Genomic DNA, 13339 nt, shown 5'->3' with positions numbered 1-13339 from the left:
GTGGACGTATGTCGACCCCTTCGGAGACCGCGCCCGCGGACCAGGACGCCCTCCCCACCGAGCAGCGGACGGCCGCGGTGGTCTACAACCCGGTCAAGGTCCACCTGCCGACCCTCAAGCGCACGGTGCAGGAACACCAGCAGCAGGCCGGCTGGGCCGAGACCCTGTGGTTCGAGACCTCAGAAGAAGACCCGGGCGGCGGCATGGCCCGCGCGGCGATCGAGGCCGGTGCCGACGTCGTCGCGGCGGCCGGTGGTGACGGCACGGTCCGTGCGGTCGCCGAGGTCGTGCACGAGTCCGGTTCGACCCTGGCGCTGCTGCCGAGCGGCACCGGCAACCTGCTCGCGCGCAACATGAAGCTCCCCCTCGACGACCTGGCCGCGAGCGTCCGGACGATCTTCCACGGCGACGACCGCAAGATCGACTTCGGCATGCTCAAGGTCGAGCGCCCCGGGGGCGAGCGCGAACGCTTCGGCTTCCTGGTGATGGCGGGCCTCGGGCTCGACGCCCGGATGCTCGTGAACACCCGCCCCGAGCTGAAGAAGAAGGTCGGTTGGCTCGCCTACGTCGACTCGCTGTTCCGTTCGGTGCGCGACGCCAACGCGTTCGAGTTCCGCTACCAGCTGGACGACGACGGCAACCACTCGCTCCGGGCGCACTCGCTCATCGTCGGCAACTGCGGCATGCTGCAGGCCGGCGCGATCCTGCTGCCCGACGCCGAGATCGACGACGGCGTGTTCGACATCGCCGTGATGCGCCCCCGCGGGTTCTTCGGCTGGGTGCGGATCGGTGCCCGGGTGTTCTGGGAGAACGGGATCCTGCGGGCGTTCCGCCGGTCGAACCTGGGCAAGACCGCCGTCGGCAAGAAGATCGTGTCGCGTTCGCGCGAGGAACGACCCCTGCGCTACCTGCGCGGGCAGGAGTTCACGGCGCGGCTCGAGCGGCCTGACGAGTTCGAGATCGACGGCGACCCGGTGGGCGAGGTCATCGCCTTCCGTTCGCGCATCGACCCGATGGGGCTCTCCGTGCGGGTGCCGGACCCGGCGGACGACCGCCACGGCTCGCGCCAGGTGCCCTGACCCGGCCGGTCGCTCCGTCGCTCCGTCGCTCCGTCGCTCCGTGCGAGGTTCCGTCGTCCGTGCGAGGGCCGCGGGCTCTCACGGACTACGGAACCTCGCACCACACGGTGTCACGGCACCGCGCCGCGCCGGCGCTACCGCGCCCCGGGCTCGCCCGACACGATCGCGCGCAGCCAGTCCCGCGCCTCGACGAACGCGGCGTCCGAGTAGCGCGCGGGCACCTCGGGGCGGGCACCGTCGGCACGCGGGTACGACCCGAGGAACGTCACGCGCGGGCTGAACCGACGCAGGCCGAGCAGCGCGTCCGCGACCCGCTCGTCGCGCACGTGCCCGTCGAGGTCGATGACGAACCGGTAGCGGCCGAGCTCGTCACCGATCGGCCGTGACGACAGCAGCCCCATGTTGATGCCCCGCGTCGCGAACTGCTCGAGCATGTCGACCAGGGCACCGGGGTGGTCGGCGGGCAGCTCGACGATGACGCTGGTCTTGTCGGCGCCGGTCGGTTCGGGCAGCGCGAGGGTCTTCGACACGAGCACGAACCGGGTGACCGCCGAGGCGTTGTCGCCGATGGACGACGCGAGCACGGCGACGTCGTGGTGGTCGGTGATGCCGGGCGGCGCGACGGCAGCGTCGGCGGTGGGGTTCGCCTCGAGCAGGGCGAGGGCCGCTGCGACGTTCGACGACGCCGGGATGTGGCCGTGGCCGGGCAGGTTCGCCTCGAGCCAGTTGTGCGTCTGCGCGTAGGCGACCGGGTGCGCGTTCACGGTGTGGACGTCGGCCAGGGTCGTGCCGGGTCGGGCGACGAGCACGAAGTCGACGGGGACCAGGTACTCCCCCACGATCCGCACGCCGGGGATCCGGGCCAGGGCGTCCTGCGTGGCGCTGACCCCGCCGTCCACGCTGTTCTCGATCGCGATGACGGCCCCGATCGAGCGGCCGGACATGACGTCGTCCAGGGCCTCACCGACGTTGTTGACGCTCCGCCAGGGCTTGCCGGCGGCGGCCTCGACGAGCTTCAGGGCTGCCTCGGTGAAGGTGCCGGCGGGTCCGAGGTAGGAGTACGTGTCGGACGGCGCGGCGGGGTCGGTCATGCGGCGAGCCTATTGCAGGGACGCGGCCGTCAGCCCGCCTCAGTCGGTCGCCGCACCCGTCAGCCGCTGCTCGCAGATCGCGGTGTCGTCGTCCTCGCGCGGGTAGGTCAGCGCCGCGAACCGCCCCTCGGGGTCGAGCCGCGTCAGGAGCGACGCCGCGATGCCGTCGAGCTGCGCGACCTGCTCGTCGGAGAGCGCGTCGATGACCACCCGGCGGGCGGTGCGGACGTGGTCCGGGGCAGCGTCGACGATGGTGGCGTACCCGGCGTCGGTCAGCCGGACGTCGGTGGCCCGGCGGTCGGAGGTCGACGGGCACCGGGTCACGAGCCCGCGCTTCTCGAGCCGGGACACCACGTGCGACAGCCGCGGCAACGAGGCGTTCGTGGCCGAGGCGAGTGCCGACATCCGCAGGGTCCGGGTGTCGGTCTCGGAGAGCATCGCGATGACCATGTAGTCGAAGTGCGTCAGGTCGGCGTCGCGCTGCAGCTGCTGGTCGAGCGCCGCCGGCAGGAGTTCCATGACCGCGACGAGCTTCATCCACGCGCGCAGCTGCTCGCGGGTGAGCCACGGGGTCTCGTCGGTCATGACCTGATCATACCGAAAGGTTGTCTCTTTAACCAGTGGTGCGCACCGCGGACGAACCGGACGAACCGGACGAGCCCGCCGAACCCGACGAACCGCCAGCGCGACGCGACCGCACCACCCCGATGACGAGCACGACCACCACGACGACGAGCAGCGCCCCCTCGACGAGCAGCAGGCGCGTGCCGTAGTCGAACGGCAGCACGGTCGGGTTCTTCTGCCCGTGGTCCTTCGCAGCGATCTCCGGCAGGACCACCAGGGCGAGCACGCTGCCGAGCACGATCGCCGCCTGCACGACGACGAGCACCCAGGCCCGCAGCGAGCGTCCGGCCCGACGCAGCAGCAGCCCGGCACCGACCACGAACGGCGACAGGATCGCGTCGTGCAGCACCACCGCCGCGAGCAGCCACACCCCGAGCCCGCCGATGCGGTTCGGCGTGACGGACGTCACGAGCACGTACGCCCCGAACGCGATGACCAGAACACCGATCACCACGAGCACGATCCGCGCGACCTTCACCGGAGCACCTCGATCTTCTCGATCCACTTGGTCTGCAGCACACCGGGCCGTCCGGGAGCGATGATCCGCGCCGGGAACCCGTGGTCCAGGTCGAGCGTCGCACCGTTCAGCTCGAGGGCGACGAGCGTCGTCGGGTCCTCGGCGTACTCCGGCCCCATGTCCATGATCCGGTAGCCGCCGTGCCGCTCCAGGCTCGTCACGCGCACGTGCGACCCCTGCGGCGCCTGCACGGCGTCGAGCAGGTCGCGCATCCGCACGCCATTCCAGGTCGCCATCTGGCTCCACCCCTCGACGCACGAGATCGGCAGGTCGACCTGCGCGGTGCCGAGCGCGACGAGTTCCGCCCGGACGAACGTCCGGCTCACGTCGTGGCCGACGACGGTGAGCGTCCAGTCGGCGGCGGTCGCGGTGGCGAGCACGCCGGCCGCCCGCGCGGTGCGGTTCACCGGCAGTCCGTTCGCGCCGATGCCGCGACCGCGGGCACCGAACACGTTGAACGGTTCCGCGAGCTTCGAGGACTGCCCCGCCGTGAGCGCGACGACGCCGACCGTCGCCGCCGTCACGCCGGCGAAGAACCCGCGTCGGGCGATGCGCTGGCGTCGTCCGGTGGCTGCTTCCGGCGTCGGCCTGGAGGCCCGGCTCGCCTCCGCCACGTCGGCCGTCGGCTGGGCGGGACTCGGCTCCTCGGACACCTCGCGGGTCTCCGGGGCCGTGTCGGGTCCGGTGGGACGGGACTCGGCGCCGCCGGGGGCGGCGTCGACGCCGTCGATCCAGCGGAACACGCGGCCCAGCAGGCCGGGGGCGGTGGACCCGGTGGTCTCGGAGACCGCAGCGCGCGGGGCGGACGCTGAATGAGCCTCCAGACCGGGTGGGAGCAGTTCACTGCCGGACGCGGGGTCCGCGATGAACCGGCCGTGCACGTCGTAGGAGTCGCGCTTCCGCCAGTAGCGGGCGATGACCGGCAGCTTGGCGGCGATGTGGATGGCCAGCGACCCGATGATCACGTAGGCCAGGGCGTTGTGCACCTGGCGGAACGGGAACGGCCACGGGTACCACTGGTACGTGTTGAGCAGGCCGGTGACGACCTGGATGATCGACGCGGACACGAGCACCGCGATCGAAAGCCGCTCGAGCAGGTGCAGCACGCCGCGCACCGGCGGCACCTGCACCAGGGCGGGCATGACGGTGTTGAGCTTGGCGAGCAGCAGCGGGATGATCGCGATGCCGGTCGTGATGTGCAGGCCCTGCGTGAACTGGTACAGCTGCGTCGGACGGGTCGGGAACCGCATCCAGCCGAGCGGTTCCTGCAGCAGGTGGCTGTAGATCCCGGTGCCGAAGCAGATCAGGAACGCGATGCCGAGCAGGCGCCCGAGCACCACGGCCGAGCGGGCGTTGCGGTTGGGGGACGCCAGAGCTGCTCGTCCGTCGTGCAGCAGGCGCTGGAGGCCGGATAGCCTCGACGGACCATGAGCGACCGACTGCGTGCCCTCCGACCGTCCCTGGCCGACGGCACCGCCGTCCGGATCGGCACGGTGCTGGCCGTCGTTGGGGTACTCGCCCTGTCGGGCGTCATCGCCGTCGGCGTCACGCATCTGGGGTTCCTCCGATCGGGCCATCGTTCTGCATTCGTTGCGTGGACGCTGATCGCTTGGACCGTCTTCGTGATCGCCGTGCTCGCGGTGCGTTTCGTGCCCGTCCGGTGGATGACCACCATGGTCATCGGCGGAGCGGTGGTGATCGGCATCGCCGCGCTGGTCGGCCCGCCCAACACGAGCACCGACTCCGCTCGGTACGCGTGGGACGGCATCGTCCAGCATGCCGGTGTCTCACCGTACGCGCACACCCCCCAGTCCGCGGCACTGTCCGGTCTGCGACCCGACTGGTTGTTCCCCGACAAGGTCGACGGCACGTGCGATCCGCTGAAGCCCCGGTTCCGCGGGCTCGGCGACGGCGCGGACGGGCACTGCACCGCGATCAACAGGCCCGACGTCACGACGATCTACCCGCCGATGGCGCAGCTGTGGTTCGCCGCGGTGCGGTTCTTCGTGCCGGCGACCGCGCAGTACCTGCCGTTCCAGGTCGCCGGGCTGCTCGTGTCGCTCGGTGTGACCGTCGGGCTCGTCCTGGTGCTCCGCCGGATCGGCCGTCCGACCTGGTGGGCGGCGCTCTGGGCCTGGTCGCCGCTCGTCGCGTCCGAGGCGGTCACCAACTCGCACGTCGACGTCGTCGGCGCCGCCCTCGCCACGGCCGGTGTCGTGCTCGTCGCGTTCGGCCGGCCGATCTGGGGCGGGATCGCGCTCGGGGCCGCGACCGCGACCAAGCTCATCCCGGCGATCGTGTACCCGCCGTTGCTCGGCCGCGGTCGGGCGTGGTGGGCGATCCCCATCGGCATCGCCGTGTTCGGGCTGCTCTACGTGCCCTACGTGCTGACGACCGGGCTCGACGTGCTCGGGTACCTGCCCGGCTACCTGAACGAGGAGGGCTACGAGGACGGCTCCCGGTTCGCGCTGGTGTCGCTCGTGGTCAAGGGCGACGCGGCGACCCTGGTGGTGGGGCTCCTGGTGCTGCTGGCGGCGTTCGTGGCGTGGCGGCTGTCCGACCCGGCGCGGCCGTGGTCCGGCGAGGTCCTGATGATCGGGGTGACGTTCCTCGCCGTGACGCCGCGCTACCCCTGGTACGCGCTGCTGCTCATCCCGTTCGTGGTGCTGTCCGGGCGGTGGGAGTGGTTGTCGATCGGCCTCGCCATCGCGCTGCGCGGGGTGTGGCCGTCGGCGGACGCCTACCGGTGGTGGTTGCTCGCGGCCGTGGCGGTCATCGTGGTCGTCACACTGCTGCGCACGGAGCGGTCGGAGTGGCGACGGTGGTGGGAGCGGCTGACGTTCCGGCGCGTGGAACACGTACGCTGACGACCATGGCACCCGCGATCCTGCTCGGCACGACCGGCTCCGTGGACCCGGCTCCGGCCGGGCTCGTCGACCGCTTCGGGCGTCGCGCCGTCGACCTGCGGGTGTCGCTGACCGAACGCTGCAACCTCCGCTGCACGTACTGCATGCCCGCGGCCGGACTGCCCTTCGCCCCCGACGAGGCCCTGATGACGGCGACCGAGATCGAGCGGCTGGTCCGGATCGGCTCGTCGCGGTTCGGCGTCCGCAAGGTCCGGTTCACCGGCGGGGAGCCGATGCTCCGGCACGACCTGGTCGACGTGATCGCCCGGTGCGCCGCGCTGCCCGACGCCCCGGAGCTGTCGCTCACCACGAACGCGATCGGCCTCGCGCACCGCGCCCAGGGCCTGTACGACGCCGGGCTGCGGCGCGTGAACGTCTCGCTCGACACCGTCGACCCCGACGTCTTCACCACCGTGACCCGGAGGCCGTTCCTCGACAAGGTGATCGCCGGGCTGTCAGCCGCGCACGACGCCGGACTCGACATCAAGGTGAACGCGGTGCTGCTGCGCGGGATCAACGACGAGGCCGCCCCGGAGCTCCTCCGCTGGTGCCTGGTGCGAGGCTACGAGCTGCGGTTCATCGAGCAGATGCCCCTGGACCCCGACCACGCGTGGGACCGCACCTCGATGATCACCGCGGCCGAGACCCGCGCGCTGCTGGCGACGTCGTTCGTGCTCACCCCGGACGACGCCCCGCGCGACGGTGCCCCGGCGGAGCGGTACCGCGTGCACGACGCCGTCACCGGGGAGCCGCTCGGCACCGTCGGGATCATCGCGAGCATCACCGAGTCGTTCTGCGCCGACTGCACCCGTACCCGGCTGACCGCCGACGGACACGTGCGCAGCTGCCTGTTCTCGGACGAGGAGACCGACGTGCTCGGGCCGATGCGCTCCGGGGCGGACGACGACCAGGTCGCCGAGCTCTGGCGGCTCGCGATGTGGGCGAAGCCGCGCGACCACGGTGACGACAGCGACGAGCTCGTGCACCCGACGCGCGGCATGAGCGCGATCGGCGGCTGAGGCATGACCACGATCCGGTTCTTCGCCGCTGCCCGGGCTGCCGTGGGTGTCGACTCGCTGACCACGTCGGGGCCCACCATCGAGGCCGCCCTCGGCGCGATCGACGTCGTGGACCCTGCGCGATGGAGTGCGCTGCAGGAGCGCTGCTCGTACCTGGTCGACGGCGTGACCACGCGCGACCGGGCGACCTCGCTCGACGGTGTCGAGGCCGTCGACGTCATGCCGCCCTTCGCCGGGGGCTGAGTTCGGCGGCTGAGCGGTAGTACGCCCGTTCCTTCCCAGAACACCCGCGATACCTGGTGCTTCCGGGCATACCGTGTCGGAACTTCCGACCAGGTACGCCCGATTCGACCAGGTACGCGCGGAACGACCAGGCACGCCCGACTCGACCAGGTACGCCCGGAACGACCAAGTACGCCCGACTCGACCCCGCGCCCGCGCACCCCGCGCCCGTTCCTTCCCAGAACACCCGCGATGCCTGGTGCTTCCGGGCATACCTGGTGCGAACTTCCGACCAGGTACGCCCGATTCGACCCGGTACGCCCGGAACGACCAGGCACGCCCGACCCGACCCCGCGCCCGCGCACCCCGCGCCCGTTCCTTCCCAGAACACCCGCGATACCTGGTGCTTCCGGGAATACCTGGTGCGAACTTCCGACCAGGTACGCCCGGAACGACCAGGTACGCCCGGAACGACCTGGCGCAGCCAGCCCAGCCCGAACCAGCCCAGCCCCGACCCCGCCCCGCCCCCACCCCGCCCTACGGCGAGACGGACAGCACGATGAACGCGGCGAAGATCACCAGGTGCACCCCGCCCTGCAGCCGCGTGGCACGACCGGGCAGCACGGTGAGCACCGCCGCGACGATCGTCAGCGCGAGCAACACGATCTGCGACGGCCCGAGCCCGAGCAGCAGCGTCCCCGGCATGAACAGCGACGCGACCGCGATCGACGGGATCGTCAGGCCGATCGACGCCATCGCGGACCCCATCGCCAGGTTCAGGCTCGTCTGGATCCGGTTCCGTGCGGCGGCCTTCGACGCCGCGATGCCCTCCGGCAGCAGGATGAGCAGCGCGATCACGACACCGACGAACGACGGCGGGAACCCGACCGCGGCGACCCCGGCCTCGATCGCGGGCGACTCCACCTTCGCGAGCCCGACCACGGCGACGAGCGCGACGACGAGCAGCCCGAGCGACACCATCGTGGTGCGTCCCGACGGGCGGGCGGCGTGGGCGTCCTCGGACTCGACGAGCACCCCGCCGGCGCGGTTGACCGGCAGGAAGAAGTCGCGGTGCGCCACGGTCTGCGTGACGACGAACAGCCCGTAGAGCACCAGTGACGCGATCGCGACGAACACGAGCTGCGTCCCCGTGAAGGACGCGTCGTCGGTGCCGGTGGTGAACGTCGGCAGCACCAGGGTCAGCACGGCGAGTGCGGCCACCGTCATGGTCGCGGCGCTCGCGCCCTCCTGGTTGAAGCGCACGGTGTTGTGCCGCAGGGTGCCGATCAGGATCGCGAGGCCGACCAGCCCGTTCATCGTGATCATCACCGCCGAGAACACCGTGTCGCGCGCCAGGGTCTCGGCCTGCGCACCGCCCGAGCTCGACAGCGAGATGATGAGCGCGACCTCGATGATCGTCACGGCGACGGCCAGCACGAGCGAGCCGAAGGGTTCCCCGACCCGGTGCGCGACGACCTCGGCGTGGTGGACGGCCGCCAGGACCGTGACCGCGAGCACGACCGCGACGACGACCACCACGGCGGTACCGAGCCCGTAACGGCCGTACGAGAACGCGAGCACGACGGCCGCCAGGATCGGCGTGGCCACGGGCCACACCTTGGGGAACCAGGAGGTCATCCGACCATTGTCTCAACCGCGGGGCGCGTAGACCGCCACCTCGGCTGCGGGGACGTCGATGCGCACCGCGTCGCCGGGCGCGATCCCGAGCGCGGTCAGCCGGGCGAGGGTCAGGTCCGCCACCAGGTCACCGGCCCGCACCCGCACCAGTCCGTCGCGCGGTTCGAGCGACGTGACGGTGCGCGCGGCTCCGGCACCGTCCCGCGTCAGCACGGCGGCCGTCGGGTGGAAGGCGGCCAGGGCGGGCCGGCCGGGAGGCACGGCGTGCGCCCCCGACGCCAGCTCGCCCCCGCCGTCGATCGCGATCCCACCCCCGGTGGCGGTCCCACGCACCAGCGCGAGCCCGGAGAACGTCGCGGCGAACGCACTCGTCGGACGACCGAGCACGGCAGCGGGGGTGCCCTGCTCGACCACCCGTCCGCCCTCGAGCACGACGACGCGGTCGGCCAGGGCGACGACCTCGACCGGGTCGTGGGTGACGAGGACCGCGGGCCGGCCGGCGACGGAGGTCCGGAGTGCCGCGCGGACCTCGTCCTGCACGCCGACGTCGAGCGCCGAGGTCGGTTCGTCGAGCAGCAGCACCGCCGGGTCGGTGGCGAGCGCGCGGGCGATCGCGACGCGTTGCGCCTGTCCGCCGGAGAGCGTGCGTGGGTCGCGGGTAGCCAGGTCGGCGACCCCGACGGCGTCGAGCGCGTCGCGGGCGAGCTGCCGGGCCGCGGCGCGACCGGCTCCGGCCGCACGGGGCCCGAAGGCGACGTTCCCGACGACGTCGAGGAACGGGAACAGGTCGGACCGCTGCGCGACGAGTCCGATCCGGCGACGGTGTGCGGGCAGGGTGTGCCGCGGGCTCGAGACCTGCACCCCGTCGAGTTCGATCCGGCCGGCGTCGATCGGCAGCAGCCCGGCCAGGGCCTCGAGCACCGTCGACTTGCCCGCACCGTTCGGCCCGATGACGGCCAGGCACTCCCCCACGCGGACCTCGATCGCGACGTCGACGTCCCGCGACCCGACGACGACGTGCGCCCGGACGCCCACCGCACCCTCGGCCGTCACGCCAGGGCTCCGCGGGTGCGGAACGACGAGGCCCCGATGACGACGACGGCCACCACGACGAGCACGACCGCCAGGGCCACCGCGGTGTCCGGGTCGACCTCGCGCTGCAGGTAGACCTCGAGCGGCAGGGTCCGGGTGACCCCCTGCAGGCTGCCGGCGAAGGTCAGGGTGGCCCCGAACTCGCCGAGGGCCCGGGCGAAGCAGAGCACGAGCCCGGACACGATCCCCGGCAGGACCCGCGGCGTCGTGACGGTCAGGAACGTCCGAGTGGGTCCGGCGCCCAGGGTCGCGGCGACCCGTTCGTAGCGGTCGCCCTCGACACGGAGCGCCCCCTCGACCGAGGACACCAGGAACGGCATCGCGACGAAGGTCTGCGCGATGACCACCGCCGTCGTGGTGAACGCGATGTGCAGGCCGTGGTCGTCGAGGAACGCCCCGACCACCCCGAGCCGACCGAAGGCCGCGAGCAGCGCGAGGCCGCCGACCACCGGCGGCAGCACGAGCGGCAGGAGCACGACGGCACGTGCGACGCCGACCCAGCGAGACCGTGACCGCGCGAACAGCACGGCGAGCGGGTAGCCGAGGACGAACGCGACGCCGGTGGCCGCGAGCGCCGTGCCGAGGCTGAGCCCGAGCGCGGTCAGTGACGCGGTGGAGGTCACGAGCCCGACGAACGACGACCAGTCCACCCGGCCGAGCATCGCGAGCACCGGCACGACGACGAACAGCCCGCCGAGCACCGCGGGCAGCGGGAGCCACCATGCGACCGGCGGCCGTCCGTCAGCGCGGGGAGCCACGGGTCAGGGCTTCCCGAAGCCCGCGTCGGCGAGCACGCGCTGCCCGGCGGCGGAGCGGACGTACTCCGAGAACGCCCGCGCGAGCTCCGGGTCCTGGGATTCCCGGAGCACGCCGATCGGGTACGTGTTGACGGCCTTGCCCGACTCGTCGAACGGGACGCCGTCGACCTTGCCGCCGGCCCCTCGGACGTCCGTCACGTAGACGAGTCCGGCGTCGGCCTGCCCGGACTCGACCTTGCCGAGCACGTCGGTGACGGACTGCTCCTCGCTGACCGGCTCGAGATCGACGCCCGATGCGGACTCGACCTTCGCCGTCGCGGCACCGCACGGCACCGGGGCGGCGCACGTGACGAGCTGGACGCCCGGAGCCGTCAGGTCGTCGAGGTCGGCGATGCCCTTCGGGTTGCCCGGCGCGACGGCGATCTCGAGGACGTTCGTCGCGAAGTCCTGCGGCGACCCGCTTGCCAGGTCGGTCGACGACAGCTTCGCCATGTTCGCTTGGTCGGCGGACGCGAACACGTCGGCGGGGGCGCCGTTCTGGATCTGGGTGACGAGGTCGCTCGAGCCGGCGAACGAGAACCGGATCGAGGCACCGGGGTTCGCGGTCTCGAACTGCTTGCCGAGCGTGGTGAACGTCTTCTGGAGGGACGCCGCCGCGAACACGGTGATCGAACCGGTCGGCCCCTCGGTGTCGGAGCCCGCCGGGGCCGATGCCCCCGACCCCGCGTCCGGAGTCGTGCACGCAGCGAGCCCGAGCGCGACGGTGGCGGCGAGGGCCAGCGCCGCGAACGGCCGGAGGCGGCTCATCGTTCGTCCTCGTGCCGGGCAGGGGCCTCGACCGCGACCATCGTGGCCTTGACGGACGCCACCGCGACGGACCCGACCTCGAGCCCGAGGTCGCGGACGGCCTCGGCACTCATCAGGGACACCACGCGGTGCGGGCCGCACTGCAGCTCGACCTGCGCCATCACGGTGTCGACGACCAGGTCGGTGACGATCCCGACGAAGCGGTTGCGCGCCGAGCTCTTCACCGCGGACCCCGGGTCGGTCAGCTCGGAGCTGCGTTCCCGCGCGTACGCGGCGACCTCGCGACCGTCGACCACGGCTCGCCCCGCGTCGTCCGTGGCACGGGTGAAGGTGCCGCCATCGACGAGCCGTCGCACGGTGTCGTCACTGATCCCGAGGAAAGCCGCAGCATCCCGTACCCGCAGTTGCGTCATGATCCACCGATCCTATCCGCGGATGCGGTGGCATAGGCGGTGGAGGTGACCGGGCTGGGTCAGGACCGGTGCTCGATCGCCACGGGCAGCCCCTCGCGACGCCAGGCCTCGAAGCCGCCGTCGAGGACCGTCACGCGCCTCCCGGCCGGTTGCCGCGCCGCCCACGCGTCCGCACGGGGGCCGCGCGCGCAGTAGACGACGACCTCGTCCGAACCGGTGTCGTCGGTGACGGCACCGGCGACCACGCCGGACGCGCGTTCCTCGTCGGTCCGGACGTCGACGACGACCAGCGGGTCCGACGGGTCCGCCACCCTGGCAGCCAGGGCGGACGGCGCGATGCGCGGCGTCGCGGAGGCACCAGCAGGTGCCGGTCGACGCGAAGCGGGTCCGCGACGGACGGGGCTCTCCATCCAGCGCCACCGGCGGGCGTCGACGGTCAGCACGCGTCCGAGCAGCGGGTCGCCGCTGCCGGTGACCAACGCGAAGACCTGTCCCGCCATCACCGCACCGACCGCACCGCACAGTGCGGGGACCACGCCGTCCAGGGCGCACGAGCCCTCGTCGGGCAGCGCGTCGGGGTGCAGGTCGTGGAAGTCGACGCCGTCCGGCCCGGCGTCGCGGAAGACGCTGACCTGCCCGTCGTGGCCGAGCACGGTGCCCCACACGAACGGCACGCCGACAACGGCGCAGGCGTCCGAGACGGCCCGGGTGACCACGACCGAGTCGGCGGCGTCGACCACGACGTCGTGTCCGGCGACCAGGTCCGGCGTGAACGACCCGACCACGGCGACCGCGTCGAGTTCCGGGTCGACGGCGACGGCCCGGGCGACCGCGACCTGCGCCTTCGGCGAGCCGACGTCCGCGGCGGTGAAGAGCGTCTGCCTGGCCAGGTTCGAAGCGTCGACCACGTCGGGGTCGACCACCGTGAGCCGACCGATCCCGGCGAGGTACGCGACCACCGGCGCACCGAGCCCGCCGGCCCCGACGACGAGGATGCGCGATGTGGCCAGGCGTCGCAGCCCGGTGACCCCGACGTCGGCGAGCGCGGCGGTCCGCGAACCGAGCTTCGTCCGCCCCGGGGAGAGCGCGGCGGCGGGGGCGACGAGGGGTTCCATCCCGTCATTCTGGCCCGTCGCACCGAACTCCTGCATGTGAGAGTTCAGCGCCCGGACG

14 protein-coding genes are annotated in these 13339 nt (G+C 72.6%); 4 read left to right on the top strand and 10 right to left on the bottom strand.

Annotated features, from left to right (window positions below):
• The first annotated feature begins 8 nt into the window (after positions 1-8).
• Positions 9-1079: a diacylglycerol/lipid kinase family protein gene (locus HP445_RS05475; protein WP_111023675.1), complete on the top strand. Its 1071-nt coding sequence runs from the start codon at positions 9-11 to the stop codon at positions 1077-1079.
• Positions 1080-1213: 134 nt separating this feature from the next.
• On the opposite strand, the gene pheA is transcribed toward HP445_RS05475, so the two are convergent.
• From pheA to HP445_RS05455, 4 genes are read right to left on the bottom strand one after another with little or no spacing between them, the layout of a single operon-like run.
• The gene (gene pheA / locus HP445_RS05470) at positions 1214-2170 is read right to left on the bottom strand and encodes a prephenate dehydratase (RefSeq protein ID WP_128780808.1); all 957 of its coding nucleotides are present in this window, start codon (positions 2168-2170) and stop codon (positions 1214-1216) included.
• Between the two features lie 39 nt (positions 2171-2209).
• Positions 2210-2755 (bottom strand): MarR family winged helix-turn-helix transcriptional regulator, encoded by a 546-nt coding sequence (locus HP445_RS05465; protein ID WP_017888293.1) that lies wholly within the window; start codon positions 2753-2755, stop codon positions 2210-2212.
• A gap of 28 nt (positions 2756-2783) precedes the next feature.
• Complete coding sequence (locus tag HP445_RS05460) at positions 2784-3272, bottom strand: hypothetical protein (protein ID WP_164941197.1); 489 nt, start codon at positions 3270-3272, stop codon at positions 2784-2786.
• Positions 3269-4864 carry a molybdopterin-dependent oxidoreductase gene (locus HP445_RS05455; RefSeq protein WP_175330786.1) on the bottom strand — a complete coding sequence of 532 codons (1596 nt, stop codon included), beginning with the start codon at positions 4862-4864 and terminating at the stop codon, positions 3269-3271. The genes HP445_RS05460 and HP445_RS05455 overlap by 4 nt, the downstream gene beginning before the upstream one ends.
• A 69-nt stretch (positions 4865-4933) precedes the next feature.
• Between HP445_RS05455 and HP445_RS05450 the strand changes: the two genes are divergently transcribed.
• Genes HP445_RS05450 through HP445_RS05440 form a run of 3 tightly spaced genes read left to right on the top strand, consistent with a single transcriptional unit; the run spans position 4934 to position 7479 of the window.
• Complete coding sequence (locus tag HP445_RS05450) at positions 4934-6178, top strand: glycosyltransferase family 87 protein (RefSeq protein ID WP_128780807.1); 1245 nt, start codon at positions 4934-4936, stop codon at positions 6176-6178.
• Positions 6179-6183: 5 nt separating this feature from the next.
• Complete coding sequence (gene moaA, locus HP445_RS05445) at positions 6184-7236, top strand: GTP 3',8-cyclase MoaA (protein WP_128780806.1); 1053 nt, start codon at positions 6184-6186, stop codon at positions 7234-7236.
• A gap of 3 nt (positions 7237-7239) precedes the next feature.
• Positions 7240-7479 carry a MoaD/ThiS family protein gene (locus tag HP445_RS05440; protein ID WP_128780805.1) on the top strand — a complete coding sequence of 80 codons (240 nt, stop codon included), beginning with the start codon at positions 7240-7242 and terminating at the stop codon, positions 7477-7479.
• A gap of 516 nt (positions 7480-7995) precedes the next feature.
• Here the strand turns inward: HP445_RS05440 and HP445_RS05435 are convergent.
• The 6 genes from HP445_RS05435 to HP445_RS05410 are packed head-to-tail and all read right to left on the bottom strand — an operon-like array spanning position 7996 to position 13281.
• Complete coding sequence (locus HP445_RS05435) at positions 7996-9096, bottom strand: calcium:cation antiporter (RefSeq protein WP_017888287.1); 1101 nt, start codon at positions 9094-9096, stop codon at positions 7996-7998.
• A 12-nt stretch (positions 9097-9108) separates the two neighbouring features.
• The gene (locus HP445_RS05430; RefSeq protein WP_241660423.1) at positions 9109-10149 is read right to left on the bottom strand and encodes an ABC transporter ATP-binding protein; all 1041 of its coding nucleotides are present in this window, start codon (positions 10147-10149) and stop codon (positions 9109-9111) included.
• Positions 10146-10946: an ABC transporter permease gene (locus HP445_RS05425; protein WP_071246956.1), complete on the bottom strand. Its 801-nt coding sequence runs from the start codon at positions 10944-10946 to the stop codon at positions 10146-10148. Before HP445_RS05425 ends, HP445_RS05430 begins: the two co-directional genes overlap by 4 nt.
• 3 nt (positions 10947-10949) lie before the next feature.
• Positions 10950-11753 carry a molybdate ABC transporter substrate-binding protein gene (gene modA / locus HP445_RS05420; protein ID WP_128780804.1) on the bottom strand — a complete coding sequence of 268 codons (804 nt, stop codon included), beginning with the start codon at positions 11751-11753 and terminating at the stop codon, positions 10950-10952.
• A complete protein-coding gene (locus HP445_RS05415; RefSeq protein WP_111031154.1) occupies positions 11750-12166 on the bottom strand; it encodes a TOBE domain-containing protein in 417 nt (138 codons plus the stop codon). Before HP445_RS05415 ends, modA begins: the two co-directional genes overlap by 4 nt.
• Positions 12167-12225: 59 nt before the next feature.
• Positions 12226-13281 (bottom strand): ThiF family adenylyltransferase, encoded by a 1056-nt coding sequence (locus HP445_RS05410; protein ID WP_164941196.1) that lies wholly within the window; start codon positions 13279-13281, stop codon positions 12226-12228.
• Positions 13282-13339 lie beyond the last annotated feature (58 nt).

Origin of the sequence: Curtobacterium flaccumfaciens (assembly GCF_013359815.1) — a bacterium.
Classification (GTDB): domain Bacteria; phylum Actinomycetota; class Actinomycetes; order Actinomycetales; family Microbacteriaceae; genus Curtobacterium; species Curtobacterium flaccumfaciens.
Note: the sequence above shows the minus strand (reverse complement) of the source record. Positions and strands in the feature narration are given on the sequence as shown.